The organism is Maribacter hydrothermalis (assembly GCF_001913155.1).
Taxonomy (GTDB): Bacteria; Bacteroidota; Bacteroidia; order Flavobacteriales; family Flavobacteriaceae; genus Maribacter; species Maribacter hydrothermalis.
The window spans coordinates 907,428-929,955 of sequence record NZ_CP018760.1; the positions used below are offsets into that span (position 1 = coordinate 907,428).

General features: G+C 34.5%; 19 protein-coding genes. 15 read left to right on the forward strand and 4 right to left on the reverse strand.

The window, feature by feature from the left end:
* Positions 1–74 precede the first annotated feature (74 nt).
* Positions 75–1,703, forward strand: a complete 1,629-nt coding sequence (gene pruA, locus BTR34_RS03915) for an L-glutamate gamma-semialdehyde dehydrogenase (RefSeq protein WP_068482327.1) — start codon at positions 75–77, stop codon at positions 1,701–1,703.
* Between the two features lie 110 nt (positions 1,704–1,813).
* Complete coding sequence (locus BTR34_RS03920) at positions 1,814–2,326, forward strand: DinB family protein (RefSeq protein ID WP_068482324.1); 513 nt, start codon at positions 1,814–1,816, stop codon at positions 2,324–2,326.
* 282 nt (positions 2,327–2,608) lie between these two features.
* Here BTR34_RS03920 and rsmG read toward each other — a convergent pair whose 3' ends face one another.
* Positions 2,609–3,244, reverse strand: coding sequence for a 16S rRNA (guanine(527)-N(7))-methyltransferase RsmG (rsmG, locus tag BTR34_RS03925; RefSeq protein ID WP_068482321.1), 636 nt, complete (start codon positions 3,242–3,244; stop codon positions 2,609–2,611).
* A 120-nt stretch (positions 3,245–3,364) separates the two neighbouring features.
* Here rsmG and BTR34_RS03930 point away from each other — a divergent pair, with 120 nt between their 5' ends.
* Positions 3,365–4,465 carry a fatty acid desaturase family protein gene (locus BTR34_RS03930; protein WP_068482318.1) on the forward strand — a complete coding sequence of 367 codons (1,101 nt, stop codon included), beginning with the start codon at positions 3,365–3,367 and terminating at the stop codon, positions 4,463–4,465.
* A 15-nt stretch (positions 4,466–4,480) separates the two neighbouring features.
* Positions 4,481–5,671, forward strand: coding sequence for a pyridoxal phosphate-dependent aminotransferase (locus tag BTR34_RS03935; RefSeq protein ID WP_068482315.1), 1,191 nt, complete (start codon positions 4,481–4,483; stop codon positions 5,669–5,671).
* A gap of 72 nt (positions 5,672–5,743) precedes the next feature.
* On the opposite strand, the gene BTR34_RS03940 is transcribed toward BTR34_RS03935, so the two are convergent.
* Both BTR34_RS03940 and trkA read right to left on the reverse strand, forming a co-directional pair.
* The gene (locus BTR34_RS03940) at positions 5,744–7,237 is read right to left on the reverse strand and encodes a TrkH family potassium uptake protein (protein WP_068482312.1); all 1,494 of its coding nucleotides are present in this window, start codon (positions 7,235–7,237) and stop codon (positions 5,744–5,746) included.
* Position 7,238: 1 nt separating this feature from the next.
* Positions 7,239–8,588 carry a Trk system potassium transporter TrkA gene (gene trkA / locus BTR34_RS03945; RefSeq protein ID WP_068482310.1) on the reverse strand — a complete coding sequence of 450 codons (1,350 nt, stop codon included), beginning with the start codon at positions 8,586–8,588 and terminating at the stop codon, positions 7,239–7,241.
* Between the two features lie 214 nt (positions 8,589–8,802).
* Here trkA and ubiE point away from each other — a divergent pair, with 214 nt between their 5' ends.
* Together ubiE and porT are read left to right on the forward strand one after the other, a co-directional pair.
* Positions 8,803–9,546, forward strand: coding sequence for a bifunctional demethylmenaquinone methyltransferase/2-methoxy-6-polyprenyl-1,4-benzoquinol methylase UbiE (gene ubiE / locus BTR34_RS03950; RefSeq protein WP_068482307.1), 744 nt, complete (start codon positions 8,803–8,805; stop codon positions 9,544–9,546).
* Between the two features lie 45 nt (positions 9,547–9,591).
* Positions 9,592–10,287, forward strand: coding sequence for a type IX secretion/gliding motility protein PorT/SprT (porT, locus tag BTR34_RS03955; protein WP_068482304.1), 696 nt, complete (start codon positions 9,592–9,594; stop codon positions 10,285–10,287).
* A 47-nt stretch (positions 10,288–10,334) separates the two neighbouring features.
* Here porT and BTR34_RS03960 read toward each other — a convergent pair whose 3' ends face one another.
* Complete coding sequence (locus tag BTR34_RS03960; RefSeq protein ID WP_068482302.1) at positions 10,335–11,054, reverse strand: TrmH family RNA methyltransferase; 720 nt, start codon at positions 11,052–11,054, stop codon at positions 10,335–10,337.
* A 54-nt stretch (positions 11,055–11,108) separates the two neighbouring features.
* Here BTR34_RS03960 and tamL point away from each other — a divergent pair, with 54 nt between their 5' ends.
* From tamL to BTR34_RS04005, 9 genes are all read left to right on the forward strand, one after another.
* The gene (tamL, locus tag BTR34_RS03965; protein ID WP_235843162.1) at positions 11,109–13,667 is read left to right on the forward strand and encodes a translocation and assembly module lipoprotein TamL; all 2,559 of its coding nucleotides are present in this window, start codon (positions 11,109–11,111) and stop codon (positions 13,665–13,667) included.
* A 61-nt stretch (positions 13,668–13,728) separates the two neighbouring features.
* The gene (gene fbaA / locus BTR34_RS03970) at positions 13,729–14,796 is read left to right on the forward strand and encodes a class II fructose-bisphosphate aldolase (protein WP_068482297.1); all 1,068 of its coding nucleotides are present in this window, start codon (positions 13,729–13,731) and stop codon (positions 14,794–14,796) included.
* 29 nt (positions 14,797–14,825) lie between these two features.
* Positions 14,826–15,686: an acetyl-CoA carboxylase, carboxyltransferase subunit beta gene (accD, locus tag BTR34_RS03975; protein ID WP_068482417.1), complete on the forward strand. Its 861-nt coding sequence runs from the start codon at positions 14,826–14,828 to the stop codon at positions 15,684–15,686.
* A 115-nt stretch (positions 15,687–15,801) separates the two neighbouring features.
* Entirely contained in the window at positions 15,802–16,071 is a 270-nt protein-coding gene (gene rpsO / locus BTR34_RS03980) for a 30S ribosomal protein S15 (RefSeq protein WP_068482293.1), read from the forward strand.
* 213 nt (positions 16,072–16,284) lie between these two features.
* Positions 16,285–18,501, forward strand: a complete 2,217-nt coding sequence (locus tag BTR34_RS03985; protein WP_068482290.1) for a polyribonucleotide nucleotidyltransferase — start codon at positions 16,285–16,287, stop codon at positions 18,499–18,501.
* Between the two features lie 159 nt (positions 18,502–18,660).
* Positions 18,661–19,524 (forward strand): sigma-70 family RNA polymerase sigma factor, encoded by an 864-nt coding sequence (locus tag BTR34_RS03990; protein ID WP_058106041.1) that lies wholly within the window; start codon positions 18,661–18,663, stop codon positions 19,522–19,524.
* A 256-nt stretch (positions 19,525–19,780) separates the two neighbouring features.
* On the forward strand, positions 19,781–21,766 hold the full coding sequence (pulA, locus tag BTR34_RS03995; RefSeq protein WP_068482286.1) for a type I pullulanase: 1,986 nt from the start codon (positions 19,781–19,783) through the stop codon (positions 21,764–21,766).
* Between the two features lie 30 nt (positions 21,767–21,796).
* The gene (locus tag BTR34_RS04000; protein ID WP_068482283.1) at positions 21,797–22,021 is read left to right on the forward strand and encodes a VF530 family protein; all 225 of its coding nucleotides are present in this window, start codon (positions 21,797–21,799) and stop codon (positions 22,019–22,021) included.
* Positions 22,021–22,473 (forward strand): tRNA (cytidine(34)-2'-O)-methyltransferase, encoded by a 453-nt coding sequence (locus BTR34_RS04005; protein ID WP_068482280.1) that lies wholly within the window; start codon positions 22,021–22,023, stop codon positions 22,471–22,473. Before BTR34_RS04000 ends, BTR34_RS04005 begins: the two co-directional genes overlap by 1 nt.
* The last annotated feature ends 55 nt before the right edge of the window (positions 22,474–22,528 follow it).

Below are 22,528 nucleotides of genomic sequence, written 5' to 3' on the forward strand. Positions count from 1 at the left end.
TAACCTTCTTTTAATTTTAAGTCCAACACTGTTTTAGTACCTTTGATCAACTTTTTAATTTAAAAAATTTGACAATGGGTAAAGGTTTTTTCCAAGTTCCTACCGCTATTAATGAACCAATTAAAAGCTACGCTCCTGGATCTCCTGAAAGAGAAGCAGTTTTGGAACAATACAAAGCATATTTCAATGGTAATGTTGATGTTCCTATGTATATAGGAAAAGAAGAGATACGAACAGGTAATACAAAGCCTATGTCTCCTCCGCACGACCATAAGCATATTGTGGGCACATACCACACTGCAGATAAAAAAAATATACAATCAGCAATTGACAATTGTTTAGAATCCAGAAATGACTGGGCTAATTTAACATGGGAACAACGCGCCGCTATTTTCTTGAAAGCAGCCGAATTAATAGCTGGACCTTACCGCGCAAAAATTAACGCAGCCACCATGATTGCGCAATCAAAGAATATTCACCAAGCAGAAATTGATGCAGCTTGCGAATTAATTGACTTTTTGCGTTTCAACGTAGAATATATGTCTCAGATTTACGCGGAACAACCTGATTCTGCAGAAGGAATTTGGAACCGAGTAGAGTATAGACCATTAGAAGGGTTTGTTTACGCCATTACACCGTTCAATTTTACAGCTATAGCAGGGAATTTACCTGCTAGTGCAGCAATGATGGGTAACGTAGTTGTTTGGAAACCTAGTGATAGTCAAATTTTTTCGGCAAAAGTTATTGTGGACGTATTTAAAGAAGCAGGTTTACCGGATGGCGTAATAAACGTTGTTTATGGTGACCCTGTTATGATTACTAATACAATTTTAGCAAGTCCTGATTTTGCCGGAATCCACTTTACTGGCTCCACTCATGTATTCAAAGAACTTTGGAAACAAATAGGTAATAATATACATACCTATAAAACATACCCAAAAATAGTTGGAGAAACTGGAGGTAAAGATTTTATTTTAGCGCACCCAACTGCTAATACTAAGCAAGTAGCTACAGCAATTTCTAGAGGCGCATTTGAGTTTCAAGGTCAAAAATGTAGCGCAGCGTCAAGAGTGTACCTACCAAAATCAACGTCAACAGAAATTTTAGAATTTGTAAAAGCTGATATCAAATCATTCAACAAACCTGGTTCACCAGAAGACATGAGTAATTTTATTACTGCCGTAATTCATGAAGGTTCCTTTGATAAATTAGCAAAATATATTACCCAAGCTAAGGAAGACAAGAATGCGGAGATATATGCAGGTGGCAGTTTTGACAAGTCTAAAGGGTATTTTATTGAACCAACAGTTATTGTAACTACAGACCCTAAATACACCACAATGGAAACGGAACTTTTTGGCCCTGTAGTGACAATCTATGTATACGAAGACAAAGATTGGAGCAAAACATTACAATTAATTGATGGTACTTCTGAATACGCATTAACTGGTGCCGTACTTTCTCAAGATAGATATGCTATTGACGAGGCGACAAAAGCATTGCAAAATTGCGCGGGCAACTTCTATATTAACGACAAACCAACTGGTGCAGTTGTTGGCCAACAACCTTTTGGTGGCGCAAGGGCCTCTGGAACAAATGATAAAGCTGGTTCTGCACAAAATTTATTAAGATGGGTTTCCCCCAGATTAATAAAAGAGACTTTTGTGACCCCAGTAGATTATAGATATCCATTTTTAGGTTAAAAGATTTAAAAGGCTGAATTAAAATTCAGCCTTTTTTTTGATTTATAGTTTAAATAACGGTAATATTATACCAACTTAAATTTCACTCTATTAACCATAAAACACTAATTATGAAAAAGTTACTATTTATTGTATTGCTTATTTCTGGAGCATTTTCTATGGCACAAGAAGAACTAACACAGAATACTATTAAGGCCGTTTTAACTGGGAATCAAGCTCAAGTTATTCAACTTGCAGAAGCGTTCTCAGAAGAACTGTATGATTGGAGACCAACAGAAGGTGTCGTTTCTGTTGGTGAAGCCCTTTTACATGTTGCAGGTGGAAACTACTTTCTAGCATCTAAATTAGGTTTTGCGCCACCAGAAGATGTTGACGTAATGGCCTTAGGCAAAATTACCGGTAAAGAAAATATCATTGCCGCTCTAAAAAAATCTAATGAATTTGCACTGGATATAATTACAAAAGTAGAAGATGGAGCATTAAATGAAGAAGTTGATTTTGGTTTTATGAAAGCAAACAAATTAGGAGGTCTTTTGGCTATTATGGAACATAATGGAGAACACAAAGGACAACTAATTGCCTATGCTAGATCGAATGGAGTTGTACCACCGTGGAGTAAATAAGTGATTAAATTTACTGCAAAAGCCCGTTAATTATCTAAGTTAACGGGCTTTTGCATTGTATTAATCTAATATATCAAAAACAATAACAATGTAAATTTAACGTTAACTAATTGTAAATTAAATGTATTTTAATTAAATTAATAAATATTTTAAACTTAAAAACTTATGAAATCTACCGCATCAAAAATTCCTAATAGTAGTATTATAGTTAAAACAAGGGACGCTATTAAGTTATTCGTACAAAAATATAGAAGAGCGTATTACCAGGCGTACTCCTTATAATTACCCTTTATATTTTAATGGAAGGTATACCATTTTTTTAGTTTCAAAAAAATCCTCCTTAAAATAAGTAGCTAATTGGTATACTTCGGCTGTTCTATAGTCCTTTAATTCCTCTCCTAAATCACCTCCTTTTAGGTATAATATTCCATTTCGAATATCGTGGGCAGATTCTTTTTTAATCTTTCCTTTGACCCAATGTACAAATGTTGGCATAGCCGCAACGGCCCTACTAACAATAAAATCGAACTGACCCGGTATTTCTTCTACACGTGCATTAATTGTTTTTACATTAGTTAATTGTAACCCATAAACCACCTCATCCACAACTTTAATTTTTTTACCAATAGAATCGACCAGTGTAAAATTGACTTCTGGAAATAATATTGCCAAAGGAATACCAGGAAATCCGCCACCAGTACCAACGTCTAGAATAGTAGAACCGTCTTTAAAAGTTATGAATTTGGCTATGCCTAAAGAATGTAAAACATGTCTTAAATAGAGTTCATCAATATCTTTTCTGGAAACCACATTAATCTTTTGGTTCCAATCTTTATATAATTCCTCTAACTTTATAAAGTGTTGTTTCTGTATTTCAGATAAATTGGGAAAATTTTCAAATATGATTTCAGCAGTCATCCGTATATTTGTAAATAGATATTATTAATATATTCATTATTGCAAAGATTTAGCTTTTAATTAAGCTATCAAACTATTATAGATTCAATTACAAAATATTAAGTAAAAGATTATTCGATTATGGAAAAAAATACTATACGCTTTCCTAGAACAGACTCTGCAAAATTCTTTAAAACTTTAAACAACAGAGTTAATGATTATTTTAAAGTTAATAAATTAAAGAAAACAGGAAACTGGAAACTCCATCTTAAAACTTTGGTTATGTTTTCATTATTTCTTGCACCTTATTTTCTAATATTAACTTTAGGTTTACCTAATTGGGCCAATTTTCTCTTAACCATTGTAATGGGTATTGGAATGGCCGGTGTTGGGATGAATGTTATGCATGATGGCAATCATGGCGCATACTCAAACAAAAAATGGGTAAACAAATTAATGGGTAGTAGTATTTACATTCTTGCCGGTAATGTATATAATTGGCAAGTTCAACACAATGTACTTCACCATACCTACACCAATATTCACGAGCACGATGAAGATATGGAAGCAGGAAGAATTTTACGTTTTTCTAAACATGCCGAATGGAAAAAATACCATAAATTCCAACATTTTTATTCCGTTTTCTTATACGGTTTACTAACTTTTAACTGGGCAATAACGACAGATTTTCAGCAAATGTATAGATACATGAAAAGAAAATTAGCTTATGGTAAACTACCTAGTGCCACTATGAACTGGAGTACTTTGATTGTAACGAAATTACTATACATTACTATTTGGATAGTTTTACCAATGCTTATTTTAGACATTGCTTGGTGGAAAATTTTAATAGGATTCTTTTTAATGCATTATGTCGCCGGGGTTATCTTAAGTGTAGTATTTCAATTGGCACATATTGTCGATGACGCCGATACCCCTTTACCAGACGAATCTGGTACTATGAAAAATACTTGGGCCATTCATCAATTGTTTACAACAGTTAATTTTGGCACCAAAAATAAAATTGTAAACTGGTTTACTGGTGGGTTAAATCATCAAGTAGAGCACCATATTTTTCCTAATATTAGCCATGTTCATTACACAAATATTTCAAAAATTGTGAAACAAACAGCTCAGGAATTTAATTTGCCTTATTACGAGTATAAAACTACTAGAAAAGCTATAATTTCGCACTTTAAACATTTAAAAGAATTAGGCAAGGAGCCTACATTACAATACTAGAAATTAACAGCAACTATGAGCAACCAACTTTCGGATAGAATAAATAGTGTTACACCGTCAGCTACTTTGGAAATGGCCGCTAAGGCTCGTGAATTAAGAGCGGAAGGAAAAGATATTATCGGTTTAAGTTTAGGAGAACCAGATTTCAATACGCCTGACTACATAAAAGAAGCCGCCATACAGGCAATTAACGATGATTACAATGCGTATTCACCAGTTGATGGTTATGTAGAATTAAAAAATGCTATTATCACCAAGTTTAAAAGAGATAATAACATTAGTTATGAAGCTTCTCAAATTGTAGTTTCTACTGGTGCTAAACAATCATTATATAATGTAGCACAAGTGATACTTAACAAAGGCGACGAAGTTATTTTGCCATGCCCTTACTGGGTAAGTTATAGTGATATCGTAAAATTGGCTGATGGCGTACCCGTAGAAGTTGCCACTTCTTTAGATAATGACTTTAAAATGACGCCGGCACAGTTAGAAGCCGCTATAACACCAAAAACAAAAATGCTTTGGTATAGCTCCCCCTGTAACCCAAGTGGCTCTATTTATAGTAAAAAAGAATTACGTGCTTTAGCTGATGTTTTACAAAAGCATCCGCAAATAATTGTTGTAAGCGATGAAATTTACGAACATATTAATTATGGCGTAACCAAACATGCCTCCATGGCAGAATTTGAAGATATGTATAACCGTACCGTTACCGTAAATGGAGTTGCGAAAGCATTTGCTATGACCGGTTGGAGAATTGGTTATATTGGTGCACCTGCATATATTGCACGCGCTACCAATAAATTACAAGGTCAAGTTACTAGTGGTGCTAACTGTATAGCACAACGTGCCGTTATAACTGCTTTAGAAGAATCACCAGACCGTATTAAGTTTATGGTTGATGAATTTAAAGAACGTCGAAAATTAATTTTAGGTTTGTTAAATGAAATTGACGGATTTAAATGCAATGAGCCCGAAGGTGCTTTTTATGTATACCCAGACGTAACAGCCTATTTTGGAAAAACGCTAAATGGCACTAAAATTAATAACGCTTCAGACTTATCAATGTATATCCTAGAAGCTGCAAATGTAGCTACTGTTACTGGAGATGCTTTTGGAAACGGAAATTGTATTCGTATTTCTTACGCTGCATCTGTAAAAGATATAAAAGAAGCTATTTCAAGAATAAAAGAAGCTTTGAAATAAAGAGTAACCTATGACATAAAAAAAGTCTCTTCAAATGAAGGGACTTTTTATTCTTAATATTTTTTTTACTTCTTACGTTCGTTTCCAGAAATATGGTGTTAGTAATATGAGTACGGTAAACAGCTCTAGCCTACCAGCCAACATTAAAAATCCGCACCACCATTTTGCTAAATCTGGCAAACTATTAAAATTACTGACCGGATTTAAACTACCCAATGCCGGACCTACATTACCTAATGATGACGCTGCGCCACCTATAGCAGACTCAAAATCCAGCCCTAAAAATCCTAACACTAAGGCCCCTATAATAAAGAGTAGCATATACAGTACAAAGAAGCCTATAATATTATATACAATTTTTTCCTTTACCGTTTTATTATTATAACGAACCGGTATAATAGCATTTGTATGTAGTGTTCTTTTAAACTCCAGAACCCCATTTTTAATAATTATTAAGTGGCGCATAACTTTTATACCACCAGATGTAGATCCGGCAGACCCTCCTAGGAAAAACAGCCCAAAAAAGAAAACCGTTAAAAAAGGTGTCCACTGTGTAAAATCCGCACTAACAAAACCCGTAGTGGTAATTACCGAAATTATCTGAAACAATGCATGCCTAAATGAACTTTCACCTTTCCCAAATATCATAGGATACCCTGGAGTTACGTCTGTTATATTTGCTTTAAAATAAATAACCAAGGTTACTATAATTGTAAATACAATAATGAAACCGGCATAGTACCTAAATTCTTCATCTTTTATTACCTTTTGCACTTTTCCTTTAAATGCAAAATAACTTAACACAAAATTGCTACCCGCTAAAAACATAAAGAAGATAATTATATACTGAATTAATGGCTGGTCGTTCCAGTACGCAACGCTTGCATTTTTTGTTGAAAATCCACCAGTAGACAAAGTTGCCATTGCATGGTTTATAGCATCAAAAAAAGACATACCTGCAATTTGCAACAAAATGGTTTCCGCAACCGTATATCCAAAATAAATAAGCCATAGTCGTTTTGCGGTATCGGTAATTCTTGGATGCAACTTATCCCCTGTTGGTCCAGGTGCTTCGGCAGAAAACAATTGCATCCCACCTATTCCCAATAACGGCAAAATAGCTATTGCTAGAACTATAATACCCATTCCGCCGATCCAATGCGTGAGACTACGCCAAAAAAGAATACCCTCGGGCATGGATTCAATATCATCCATTATTGATGCACCTGTAGTTGTATATCCAGATACGGTTTCGAAAAATGCATTGGTAATATCGGGTATTGCCCCGGAAAACAAATAAGGCAACATACCAGATACAGACATAACTATCCAGCCAAAGGTCACAATAATATAACCTTCTTTTTGTTTTACTTCCTTCTTATGACCTCTTGTATAGTACATCATAAAAACCCCAACGAACATAGTGGTTATAGACGCAAGTGCAATACTTAATGTAACCCCATCTTTGTATATACCACTGACAACAGCCGCTAAAAGCATAAAGCCTCCGTTGCATAACAATAGAAGCCCCATTAAATGAAAAATAATTCTTAAGTTAAGCCGCATTTTATTGGAACATTCGTTCAATTTTGGAAATCTCAGATGGCAAACAACAAACTACAACTCGATCACCTTCTTGTATTCTAAAGCCTCCAAGAGCAATATGCCCTACACCATCCCTAACAACACCTCCAATAGTCGCCGCTTTTGGGAAATCCAATTCTCTAATTGTTGCATCTGTAACTTTAGAATTTCTTTTTACAATAAACTCCAAGATTTCTGCATTTAAATTGTTTAAACGCATTAATGCAACAACCTCTCCTTTTCTAATATGCCTAAAAATATTATTAGCAGCAAGTAACTTTTTATTTATTAAAGTGTCAATACCAATAGAATGAGAAAGTTGAAAGTAATCCATATTCTCAACCAAAGCTATAGTTTTTTTAATATACTTTGACTTTGCCACCAAACACGACATAATGTTAGTTTCTGAATTACCTGTAACCGCAATGAAGGCATCCATAGATTCTAAACTTTCTTCATCTAGTAACTCTACATTTCTACCGTCACCATTAATTACCAAAGCATTGGGCAAGTCATCTGCAAGATCAAAGGCCTTTTCTTTATTTTTCTCAATAAGCTTTACATTAAAATTATTTGCACAAAGGTCGCGAGCAGTTTTATAACCAACTTTACTACCACCCAAAATCATTACATTCTTAATTTCAGCTTTCTTTTTACCTGTAAGCTTATAAAGCTCATCTACACCTTCTTTAACAGTAATAAAATAAACCTGGTCGCCCTCTTTAAACAACGTATCTCCACGTGGTATTACCGTATATTGTGTTCCCGTTCTTTGTAAGGCAATTGGCATAAAATGCAAAGTAGGGAATATTTTAGCCGCTTCTTTCACCATCTTCCCCACAAAAGGAGCAGATTTTAAAAGAGACACACCAACCATTATCAACTCACCATCTTCAAATTCGTAGGTATCATTGAATGCAGACTTGTTCAGCAACATTTGTATCTCAGTAGCAGCTAGCGCTTCTGGTGAAATTAATTCATCGATTCCCAATTCCGAAAACCTCAACACTTCTTTATGATTTATAAATTCAGTATTCGAAATCCTAGCGATAGTTCGTTTACAACCCAATTGTTTTGCCAACATACATAAGGTAATATTTGTTGTTTCAGAAGAAGTTACCGCAATAACTAGATCGGAATTTTGAACCTGAGCATCTTTCAATACAGAAATAGAAGTAGCATCACCTTTTAAAACACGTATATCTAAATGATTGTCTGCGTAAGCAAGACTTTCTTTTTGACTATCTATTAAAGTAATATCCTGTGATTCATAAGAAAGCAACTTAGCTAAATGAAAGCCTACTTCCCCTGCACCAGCAATTATAATCTTCATTTATTTTATTAGACCGCTAACAATCATTCAATATTCTTCTTACATTTTTTATAAAAGATTACTGGAAGGGATAGCAATTATTAAGAGGCAAAATTACATAATTAAATTAGTTTATTATTTATTTTCAAGTCTTTAACCTATCAATGACCATCCTATCTAGTTAAAATGGAATTAAGCATTTGCTATATTGTATATTTGCAAAAAAAATGCACAAATGTCTCGCAAAGTAACGCCTTATAAAGATTCTAACTTGGGAAAAAAAGAACAGGTAACAAAAATGTTCGATACTATTTCTAAGAATTATGATGGATTAAATAGAGTCATCTCATTTGGCATTGATATTAAATGGCGAAAAAAAGTTGTTAAACTCCTAAAAAAAGAACATCCATCTTCAATTTTAGACATTGCTACGGGCACTGGTGATCTTGCCATAGCTCTTGTAGATACTGGTGCCAAAAAAATAGTAGGTTTGGATATTTCTCCTGGAATGCTCGCAATTGGGAAAGAGAAAGTAAAATCTAAAAATTTAGACCAAAACATAGAAATGGTTGTTGGCGATAGTGAAAACCTTAGTTTTGATGATAACACATTTGATGCAGTTACGGTCTCCTTTGGTGTTCGAAATTTTGAAACATTAGAAGTAGGCATGGCAGAAATACTCCGTGTCTTAAAACCTAATGGTTCTTTGGTAGTCCTAGAAACTTCTGTACCAACAAGAACACCTTACAAACAAGGTTATAAATTTTACACTAAAAATATTCTTCCGCTAATTGGCAAACTATTTTCTAAAGACGATTCTGCTTACGGCTATTTAAGTGAATCAGCCTCCGTTTTTCCACATGGCGAAAACTTCAACAATATTTTACGCGAAATTGGGTTTATAGATGTAACGAATAAACCTCAAACATTTGGGGTAGCATCTATATATATTGCAAAAAAAGCAAAACCATTGCACTAAAAAGCTTGCAATTTATTGGTGATTAACAATCGTAAAGCAGAATGTATGAAGAAATGGTTGTTTATTAGCCTTATACTTTTATTGATGGCGAATACGTTGAATGCTCAATTCAATGAAAACCCAATATTGAATAAACAAAACGAAGATAAAAAACTCCTAAACTGGGGATATTTTTTAGGTTTAAACCAATATGATTTTAAATTTGAGTACAAAGAGAATGCACCCGAAATATTGGTTAGCAAAAGTTTTGGCTTCAATGTAGGCCTTATTGGAGAAGTACGATTAAATGAATTTTTAGATGTACGATTTGAACCTGGCTTACATTATGGATCAAGACTTATGGGATTTCCTGGTTTTGACGACCAAAGAGATGCGCTAAGAGAAGTAAAATCTACCTATATTAATTTTCCTATTTTACTTAAAGCCAGCACTAGAAGATTTGGAAATTTTAAGCCTTTTATTCTAGGGGGCGGATCGCGAAGTCTTAATTTAGGAAGTAATGAAGAAAGTTTAGACGACAACAGCTCTGGTACATTTAGAATGAAAAAATGGGTGTACAACTACGAACTTGGCTTTGGTATAGATTTTTATTTGGAATATTTCAAATTTACACCTTCTATACGCGGCGTTTTTGCCATTACTGACGAATTAGTGCCCGATATAGACCCAAATAGTCCATGGACAGGAAATATAGAATCCCTAAAGACCAGAGGAATCTTTATAAACTTTACGTTCGAATAAATAGTAGCAATTAGCAAAAGTTAAAAATTTCGATAAACAATTTCTAGTTACTTTCTAATTTCGTGAAGTAAGATTGCGGTTGCAGAGGCTACATTTAAACTCTCTGTGGTAACACCACCAAATTGAGGAATCGTTAATTTATAAGAACATAGTTTAGTAACCGTATCAGAAATTCCTTTTCCTTCATTACCCATTACCATAATTCCTTTATCGGGTAATTTTGACTTATTTATAGTAACGCCATCCATAAACGTGCCATACACAGGTAGTTTTGTGGCATTTAAATAACTCTCAAGATCTAAATAATGAATATTCACCCGAGTTATTGAACCCATAGTTGCCTGCAATACTTTTGGGTTATAACAATCTACAGTATCTTTGGAACATACTAAATCAGTAATCCCAAACCAATCGCATAAACGTATTATTGTACCTAAATTTCCAGGGTCCTGTACACCGTCAAGGACTAAAATCCAATTTGAATATATTTGATCTAGTTTTTCTGGAATATAAAAAACCCCTAAATATCCATTAGGATTTTTTAGACTACTTATTTGGTTTAATTCTTTAGTAGTAATTTTATCAACCTTTACCCCTTTTAATACTAACCCATTTGAATCTACTGCAAATATCTTATGCAGCTTTATAGTTGAATTAACAACCTCCTCTATGGTCTTTTTCCCCTCAACAACAAAAAGTCCATGTTCAATTCGGCACTTTTTTTGCTGTAGACTTTTGATAAGTTTCAATTCACTTTTGACAACCATTCAAATAATGTATTTTTGATTTCTATGAGGATGGGATTCTGCTCCAAAAACAACATGGCTAAATTAAGCTTATTATCGTTACTAGCAATAGTCTTGCTATCCTGTAACTCACTTAAAAAAGTTGAGGATGATGAATATTTGGTGATTAAAAACACTATTTACGCAGATTCTATAAAAGTTAACAACGAAGAACTCCAAAGTTTAATATACCAAAAACCTAATTCAACTGTACTTGGATACCCCTTAAGACTTAACCTTTACAATTTAGCCAAAGAAAATCCAGACTCCTCTTTTAACGCTTGGTTGTACAAAAAAGAAAATAGAAAAAATAGATTGACAAAACTATTATCCGCCAAACAGGTTAATCGTTTAGGTGAATCTTTTGCAGTTAAAGGCCTAAGCAATTGGCTAAAGGATATTGGCGAAGCCCCAACTGTTTTAGATACTACACGAACACGCTTAAGCTTAGCAAGGTTAAGTGCCTTCTATCAAGGTATGGGCTACTTCACAAACAATACAACCTATGAAATCGACACTACCAAACAGAACAAAAAGGCAAAAATCAATTATCATATAAAACTTGGAGACCCTTATATGATAGACTCTCTTGGAAATAATATTTTATCTACAGCAATTGATTCTTTATATTTTCTAAACTCCGCCAATTCTTTAGTAAAAGAAGGGCAGCAGTTCAATCTTTCCAACTTTAATAAAGAGCGCGAAAGACTTACAGGAATTTTTAGAAATAATGGAATTAGAAACTTTCAAGAAAGCTCAATTACTTTTGATATTCTAAGAGATACCACCAAATCTGCAGATGATCAAAAAATGAATATCACACTTAATATTGGTGATTTAAAAACAAGAGGTGAAAATGAAGTAACAACATCGGCATATAAAGTTGAAAAAATCAATAAAATTAATATTTACACTGATTATCTCTCTACGCATATAAACGATTCCATTTACACTATAGACTACCGAAACTACACCATACATTATTCAAAAAACTTTGACATTAAGCCAAAAACACTTGCAAATGCCATTTTTTTTAAGAAAGACAGTATTTATAGAGATGTAGATAAAATAAGAACTTCAAGACAATTGAATGCACTTAATATTTTTAAATACCCCAATATTATATTTGAGGCAGATAGCACTAGTAATAATGTAAATACTAATATTTACCTAGCACCTAAATCTAAATATTCATTAGGCACTAATTTTGAAGTTAGCCGATCCAATCTACGAAGATTAGGTGTTGGTATCGGCACTACCCTGCTTATTAGAAATATTTTCAAGGGAGCCGAGAATTTAAGCATCTCCGCAGATGGAGCTTATGGCCTTTTAAGTAACAATACTTTTGAAGCAAATTATTTTTCAGAGTTTGGAGGCGATATAACTTTAGATTTTCCTCGTATTTGGTTTCCGTTTATCAATACTTCTAGAATAATACCCAACTACACATTACCTAAAACTAGAGTAGCCATAGGTACAAGTTTTCAAAATAATATTGGGCTAGATAAACAAACATTCAATACCGTTTTAGGTTACAACTGGGTACCTAGCGATTTTGTAAATCATAATGTAGAACTTTTAAATATACAATTTGTTAGAAATGTTAACAGTAATCGCTTTTTCAATGTATACAATAATACCTATGAAAGATTAGATGATATTGCCGACAACTATGAAAATGAACCTTCATTGTCTGAGTTTTTTGAAAGTAATACTGATGCAACTAATCCAAAATTAATTATTCCCGTTGGTACTACGGGTTTTATAGATGCTATCCAAAACAGAACCATTTCATCCACAACGGAAGACTTCAACAATGTGGTTTTAATTGAAGAAAGACGAAAGCGACTCACAGAGAATAATTTAATATTCACAACCAACTACACCTTCAACAAAACCAACAGAACCGGAATTATAGATAATACTTTTTATCAATTTCGTTGGAAAATTGAAAGTGCCGGCAATCTATTATCTGCTTTTTCATCCGTTGTACCCTTTAATAAAAATGACCAAGAACAATTATTAGTTTTTGGAGTGCCCTTTTCTCAATATATAAAGAACGAATTTGAATACGTGAAATATTGGGATTTATCCCGTTCAAATGTCTTAGCAGCCAGGGTATTTTTAGGCATAGCAATACCCTATGGGAATTCTGACAACATACCATTTGTACGAAGTTATTTTGCAGGTGGCTCCAATGACAACAGAGCCTGGTTTCCATATTCATTAGGCCCCGGGAGTGTATCGGCAGTCAATGACTTTAATGAAGCTAATTTAAAAATAGCAGCAAACTTAGAATATAGATTTCCTATAGTTGGCGACATTAAAGGGGCTATCTTTGCCGATGTAGGCAATATCTGGAATGTTCTGGATAATGTTGAAGACTCAGCTGCTACTTTTGATAGTATAGATTCATTAAAAGATATTGCATTAGGAACTGGTTTAGGCCTAAGATATGACTTTACCTATTTTCTTTTTAGATTAGATTTAGGCTTTAAAACATATAACCCAGCTGAAATACAATCAGAAAGATGGTTTAGAGATTATAATTTTGCTAATTCCGTATTACAAATAGGTATCAACTATCCTTTTTAAATATAATTGTTTTATTACTTTTGTTTTTCACTTTTTTAAGAAACTAAAAGACCACTAAGTTATGGCTCATAATATTAAACCGGGCGTTGCAACCGGAGACGAAGTTCAAGCAATATTCAACTACGCTAAAGAAAAGGGTTTTGCATTACCCGCAGTAAACGTTATTGGATCAGATACTATTAACGGTGTTCTAGAAACGGCTGCAAGCTTAAATGCTCCTGTAATTATACAATTCTCTAATGGTGGCGCTCAGTTTAACGCGGGTAAAGGCCTTTCTAACGATGGTCAAAAAGCCGCTATACTAGGTGCTGTTGCTGGTGCAAAACATGTTCATCAATTAGCAGAAGCTTATGGTGCAACTGTTATTTTACACACGGATCACTGTGCTAAAAAATTATTACCTTGGATTGATGGACTTTTAGATGCTAGTGAAAAACACTTTGCAGATACTGGCAAATCTCTATTCAGCTCGCATATGATCGACCTATCTGAAGAGCCTTTAGAAGAAAACATTGAAATTTGTAAAGAATACTTGAAGCGCATGAGTAAAATGAACATGACGCTAGAAATTGAATTAGGTATTACTGGCGGTGAAGAAGACGGTGTTGATAATTCTGACGTAGATGATTCTAAATTATATACCCAACCAGAAGAAGTTGCTTACGCTTACGAAGAACTTTCTAAAGTAAGCCCTAGATTTACAATCGCCGCAGCATTTGGTAATGTACACGGTGTTTATAAGCCAGGTAATGTGAAATTAACTCCAAAAATTCTTAAAAACTCACAAGAGCATATTTCTAAAAAATACAATGTTGAGCATAATCATATCGATTTTGTATTCCATGGTGGTTCTGGATCTACTGTAGAAGAAATCAGAGAAGGCATCAGTTACGGTGTTATAAAAATGAATATTGATACTGATTTACAATATGCTTTCCTAGCTGGTGTTCGTGACTATGTACAGGATAATAAAGACTATTTACAATCACAAATTGGCAACCCTAAAGGAGCTGACGAACCTAATAAAAAATATTACGACCCAAGAGTTTGGTTAAGAAAAGGAGAAACAGCTTTTATTGAGCGTTTAAAAAAAGCTTTCGAAGATTTAAACAACGTGAATACGCTATAAAACTTTAGGATAACCAGAAAATGGACGATATGACGGCTTGGTTTAAAAGAAAAGAAAAAGGAATACAAACCTCTACCCAAGAGAAGAAAGACACACCAAAAGGCCTTTGGTATAAATCACCTACCGGTAAAATTGTTGAGTCAGATGATCTTGCTAAAAACTTTTACGTAAGCCCAGAAGATGATTACCATGTAAGGATTGGCAGTAAAGAATATTTTGAAATTTTGTTCGACAACAATAAGTTTACCGAACTTGATGAAAAACTTTCTTCTAAAGACCCTTTAAAATTTGAGGATACAAAAAAATATGGTGAACGCTTAAAAGCTGCCCAGAAAAAAACAGGACTTAAAGATGCTGTTAGAACAGGGTACGGAAAATCTTTTGGAAAAGATATCGTAATATGCTGTATGGATTTTAAATTCATTGGCGGATCTATGGGAAGTGTTGTTGGTGAAAAGATAGCACGTGGTATTGATTACGCCATTAAAAAGAAAACTCCTTTTATGATGATTTCCAAGTCTGGTGGAGCACGTATGATGGAAGCTGCTCTTTCGCTTATGCAACTTGCAAAAACCTCTGCTAAACTTGCTCAATTATCTGAAGCAGGTTTACCATATATTTCTCTTTGTACCGACCCAACTACTGGTGGTACTACAGCGTCATATGCAATGCTTGGCGATATAAATATTGCTGAGCCAGGTGCTCTTATAGGTTTTGCAGGCCCACGTATTGTAAAAGACACTACAGGTAAGGATTTACCAGAAGGCTTTCAGTCTTCAGAATTTTTATTGGAGCATGGCTTCTTAGATTTTATATCACATCGAAGAGACCTAAAGAAGAAAGTAAACTTATATATTGACTTAATTCAGAATAACCCAGTAAGGTCATAATTAAGTTCTCCATTTTTCTTTTTTTGAAATACAAAACTATTTCAAAAAAAGAGTATCTTTGCGCCCTGATTGAAAATCAATCATGTACATAAAAATCATTTAAATTAATATTGGAATGTATTTAACAAAAGAAGTAAAAGCCGAAATTTTCAAGAAACACGGCGGTAAAGCAGAGAATACTGGTTCTACAGAAGGCCAAATTGCTTTATTCACACACCGAATCAATCACTTGACCGGTCACTTGAAAAAAAATCATAAAGACTATAACACTGAACGTTCATTAGTAAAACTGGTAGGTAAAAGAAGAAGTCTTCTTGATTATATGATAAAGAAAGATATTGTAAAATACAGAGAGCTTATTAAAGAGCTTGGTATTAGAAAATAATATTGCAAAAAAGGGGATAGTTAACTATCCCCTTTTTTATAATTACTCCGTGCCTTAGGAGATATAGCCAAAATATGGTAAAGGTGAACAAAAAGCTACACACGGTTTTTCATTGGTCCACACAACAACACAACAACAACTCCGACCAGAGAAATTTTGTCGGAAAGACCATTGTTTAACAAATTTGCAGCACGCAGATTTTAATCAAAATTTATGATTCCAAAAGTATTTAAAGAGGTCATTGACCTTGGGGACGGTAGAGAAATTTCTATCGAAACCGGAAAATTGGCAAAACAGGCCCACGGTTCTGTTGTAGTTCAATCAGGAAAATGTATGTTATTATGTACAGTTGTTTCCAATTACAAACAAAGCGATGTGGACTTTCTTCCACTAACGGTAGATTACCGCGAAAAATTTGCAGCTGCTGGTCGTTACCCAGGTGGTTTCTTTAAAAGAGAAGCAAGACCAAGTGATGGTGAAGTATTGACTATGCGTTTGGTAGATCGTGTTTTACGTCCATTATTTCCAAAAGATTACCATGCAGAAACACAAGTTATGATTCAATTAATGTCTCATGACCCAGAAGTTATGCCAGATGCTATGGCAGGTTTAGCCGCATCTGCAGCTATTCAACTTTCAGACTTTCCTTTTGAGTGTGCTATCTCTGAAGTAAGAGTAGGTCGACTTAACGGTGAGTTTATTATCAACCCTTCATTTGCTCAATTAGCAGAATGTGATATTGACATGGTCATTGGCGCATCTGCCGATTCTGTAATGATGGTTGAAGGTGAAATGAATGAAATTTCTGAAGAAGAAATGACAGAAGCAATTAAATTTGCTCATGAAGCCATTAAAGTTCAATGTGCCGCTCAGTTAAAATTAGCTGAAGCTTTTGGTAAAAAAGAAGTACGTGAGTACGCTCCAGAAAGAGAAGATGCCGATTTAGCTAAGAAAATTCACAATTTAGCTTATGATAAAGTTTATGCTGTGGCAAAAGCCGGTTCAGCTAAGCACGAAAGAAGTGCTTCTTTCGACGATATTAAAGAAGAAATTAAAGCTTCTTTTTCAGAAGAAGAACAAGCAGATTTTGGTTCTCTTATATCTAAGTATTACTATAAAGCAGAAAAAGCTGCTGTACGTGACCTTACTTTAAACGAAGGTTTACGTTTAGATGGTAGGAAAACAACAGACATTAGACCTATCTGGTGCGAAGTTGATTACTTGCCTTCTACTCATGGTTCAGCAATTTTCACAAGAGGAGAAACTCAGGCTTTGGCAACAGTTACCTTAGGTACTTCTAGAGATGCCAACCAAATAGACATGCCTTCTCAAGAAGGTGAGGAGCGTTTTTATTTACATTACAACTTCCCTCCTTTCTCTACAGGTGAAGCAAGACCTATTCGTGGAACATCTCGTAGAGAGGTTGGTCATGGTAACTTAGCGCAACGTGCCCTTAAAGGTATGGTGCCAGCTGATTGTCCTTATACGGTACGTGTTGTTTCCGAGGTATTGGAATCTAACGGCTCTTCTTCTATGGCAACAGTATGTTCTGGCACAATGGCATTAATGGATGCTGGTGTTCAATTAAAAAAACCAGTTTCTGGGATTGCAATGGGATTAATTTCTGATGCAGAATCTGGTAAATATGCTGTTCTTTCAGATATTCTTGGTGATGAAGATCACTTAGGAGATATGGACTTTAAAGTTACTGGTACTGCTGATGGTATCACTGCATGTCAAATGGACATTAAAGTAAAAGGTTTGTCTTACGAGATTTTAGTAAATGCACTAAAACAAGCAAGAGACGGTCGTTTACACATTTTAGAGAAATTGACCGATACTATCGCTAAACCAAATGCTGATGTAAAAGAACATTCTCCTAAAATGATTACCAGACGTATTCCTAACGAATTCATAGGTGCATTAATAGGACCAGGTGGTAAAGTAATTCAGGAAATGCAAAAAGAAACTGGAACCACTATCGTTATAAACGAGGACCCAGTTACGGAAGAAGGTATCGTAGAAATTTTAGGTGTTGGTAATGAAGGCATCAATGCGGTTATGGCGAAAATAGATTCTATTTTGTTTAAACCTGCTGTTGGTAGTGTATACGAAGTAAAAGTTATCAAAATGCTAGATTTTGGAGCTGTTGTTGAATATATGGATGCCCCAGGAAATGAAGTATTACTTCACGTTTCTGAATTAGCTTGGGAAAGAACAGAAAATGTAACCGATGTTGTAAACATGGGCGATGTTTTTGATGTTAAATATTTTGGTCTTGACCCAAGAACAAGAAAAGAGAAAGTATCTCGTAAAGCACTTTTACCTAAACCCGAAGGTTTTAAGGAAAGACCGCCACGTGATGACAAAAAAAGAGATGACCGTCGTGGAAACGATCGTAATCGCGATAGAAAACCAAGAAGAGATTAACTTTTTGTAAGTTTTAAAAGAAAGCCTCGACATATATGTTGGGGCTTTTTTTATGCAGTTCATCGGAAAAATGAACTTTTTTTTACCCAATTGTAACATTCGGAAGATTTTTACGTATAAGTATATGCAGTCTATGCAAATTGAACTTAATTTATTTTAATGAGACAGCTTAAGATTACAAAACAGGTTACCAATAGGGAAACCGCATCTTTGGACAAGTACTTACAAGAAATTGGAAAAGTGGACTTGATTACCGCTGATGAAGAAGTAGAGTTGGCACAACGTATCAAGGCAGGCGACCAGATCGCTCTTGAAAAACTAACAAAAGCCAACCTCCGATTCGTGGTTTCAGTTGCCAAGCAGTACCAAAACCAAGGCCTTACTTTACCGGATTTAATTAACGAGGGTAACCTTGGTTTAATTAAAGCAGCACAGCGTTTTGACGAAACGCGGGGATTTAAATTTATCTCCTACGCCGTATGGTGGATCCGTCAATCTATATTACAAGCTTTGGCAGAACAATCGCGTATCGTTCGTTTGCCATTGAACAAAATTGGTTCTATCAACAAAATCAACAAAACTTTTGCTTTTCTAGAGCAAGCGCACGAAAGAATGCCTTCTCCAGAAGAAATTGCAAAAGAATTGGATATGACTGTTGATGACGTAAAGCAATCATTAAAAAACTCAGGTAGACACGTATCTATGGATGCACCTCTTATTGATGGTGAAGATTCTAACCTTTATGATGTACTTCGTAGTGGTGAGTCTCCAAATCCGGACAGAGAATTATTACATGAGTCTTTACGTACAGAAATTGAGCGTGCCTTAGAAACACTAACTCCGCGTGAAGCAGATGTTATTCGTTTATATTTTGGCCTTGCCGGTCAACATTCTATGACCTTAGAAGAAATTGGTGAAACTTTTGATCTTACCAGAGAAAGAGTTCGTCAAATTAAAGAAAAAGCGATTAGAAGATTAAAGCACACCTCTAGAAGTAAAATATTAAAAACGTATTTGGGTTAATAATCCTTTGCGATTAAGGTATAAAAATTACACGTTAAATATTCCCTAAATTGGTAATATGGCATATTAATTGTAATTTTAACGGTAACAACAGTTTATCATGACTGTTCGTTTTTTGATTGATGAATAGACTCCGGCTGATTACCGGAGTTTTTCATTTATAATAGTTTCTTTTTTTATCTATCTTTCTTCTACTATACATTGATTTTTACTTCTTAATATTCTTTCCTTATATTAGAGCATCACTACTCTTTTAATGAAATATTTAGTACTAACTCTAATAGGTTTTATGTTGTTAAACTCTTGCGATAGTAACCATAAAACAATTACCGACTATAATAGCTATCCCACGCCTGTACAGGAAAATCTTTGGCCGCAGTACAGTACAGATTCTACATTGTTTAAACTTTGGTCTCCTAATGCACAGGAGGTTGTTTTAAGATTATTTAGAACGGGCAATGACTCCGAATCATTTGCAATATATTCTCTTATAAAATCAAATCAAGGTATTTGGCAAATAACTGTAAACGAAGATTTAAACAGAATTTACTATTCTTTTCAAGTTAAGGAATCTAACAATTGGCTAAATGAAACTCCTGGAATTTATGCAAAAGCAGTAGGCGTAAACGGCAATAGAGCTATGATTCTAGATATGGAGACCACTAATCCAAATTTTTGGGAATATGACACATCCCCTACACTGAAAAAATTAAATGAAGCGGTCATTTATGAGTTGCATATACGTGATATGACAATTCACCCTCAGTCCGGAACTAAATTCCCTGGTAAATATTTGGGTTTAGTAGAAACTGGCACTAAAGGACCTAATGAAATTAACACAGGAATTGACCACCTTAAAGAGTTAGGCATTACTCATGTACATCTTTTACCCACTTTTGACCATTATTCCATAGATGAGGTAAACCTTGATACACCCCAATTTAATTGGGGCTATGACCCAAAAAATTATAATGTTCCTGAAGGTTCTTTTTCCTCAGACCCTTTTAATGCTAAAGTACGCATAAAGGAATTTAAGCAAATGGTGAAGGCTTTTCACGACAATGGCATAGGAGTTATCATGGATGTTGTCTATAACCACACAGGGAAAACTGAGGAATCTAATTTTAATCAAGAAGTTCCCGGTTATTATTACCGTCATTGGGAAGATGGCTCATATTCAGATGCAGCAGCGTGTGGCAACGAAACTGCTTCTGAACGCCACATGATGCGGAAGTTCATTTTTGAATCTGTTTTATATTGGATCAAAGAATATCACATAGACGGATTTAGATTTGACCTAATGGGTATTCATGATATTGAAACCATGAATAAAATAGCCGATGCTGTTCGTGAAATAAATCCTGATGCTTTACTTTATGGAGAAGGATGGACCGCTAACGATTCACCGTTACCCGAAGAAAAACGAGCGCTTAAAAAACATATGCAACAGTTACCAAAAATTGCAGCATTTAGCGATGATTTGCGAGACGGACTTAAAGGTTCCGTTTTCGAAGATGAAAGTTTAGGTTTTATAAGTGGTGCTAAAAACAAGCAAGAATCAATTAAATTCGGTATAGTCGGTGCTATTTCACATCCTGAAGTTAATTATAACAACGTTAATTACTCAGATGCTCCATGGACCACAGAGCCCTGGCAATCTATAAATTATGTGTCTTGCCATGATAATCACACCCTTTTTGATAAACTTAAAATTTCAAGACCAGATGCTCAATTAGAAAAATTAATAGCAATGGATAAATTGGCAAATGCAATTGTTTTAACATCGCAAGGAACTCCTTTGCTACACGCAGGCTCAGAAATACTAAGAACTAAAAATGGCGAACATAATTCTTATAACCTACCAGATAGCATCAACCAAATAAACTGGAATTGGAAAAGTGAACATAAAGACGTTTTCACATACTATAAAAACCTAATTCGACTACGGAAAGAACATCCAGCTTTTTACATGGCTAATGCTTCAGAAGTTCGTGAACATTTAAAATTTCAAAAATCCAATGATAGCCTTGTTTCCTTTACCTTAGAAGGTAATGCAAATAATGATAGTTGGAAAAAAATTTTAATCATTTATAATGCATCCAACGAAAAAGTAAATTATAAAATTGATGGTATTTGGCAAGAAGCTGTTTCTGGCAGTACCTTTGATTTTAAAGGTACGCGGTTTATAAAAAATACAATTATAGTACCAGCACTTTCTATGTACGTTGCATTTCAAAAATAAACAAAGCCTCCACTAAATAAAAAAAATATCATGAGTTCAGATTCTCAACCTAACAATCCCCTGCACGGTGTAAAACTAGTGACTATTCTAGAAGAACTTACCGAAAAATATTCATGGGAAGACTTAGCCGGTCAGGTTAACATCAATTGTTTCAAGAGTAATCCTTCAATAAAATCTAGCTTAAAATTTTTACGCAGAACACCATGGGCGCGTGAAAAAGTGGAACATTTATACCTTCAATCCTTTAAAAAATAATGAGCTTTAACATTGTACTTATTGAGCCGGAAATTCCCAATAATACGGGAAATATTGGTAGATTAGCCCTAGCCACAGGTTCTACTCTGCATTTAGTAAAGCCATTTGGTTTTGAACTTACCGATAAACGTTTAAAACGGGCAGGACTAGATTATTGGCAACACCTTAATGTAATTATGTACGAAAATGTTGATGCATTTTTCAAAGAACATGATGACAAAAAAATGATTTTCTTCTCAGCTACCGCAACCAAAAATCATTGGGAAATTGATTTTGAAGATAATATGTTCTTAGTTTTCGGAAAAGAATCGGTAGGGCTATCCAAACCCATATTAGAAGAAAATGCAGACAAGGCGGTAAAAATTCCTTTATACAGCGAACACATACGTAGTCTTAATTTAGCCAATGCGGTTGCAATTTCAATTTACGAAGGATTACGACAACTAAATTAATTTTACTTAAGGTTACTTTGTATCTTTAAAAGACCAATACAGAGAACCTATGTTA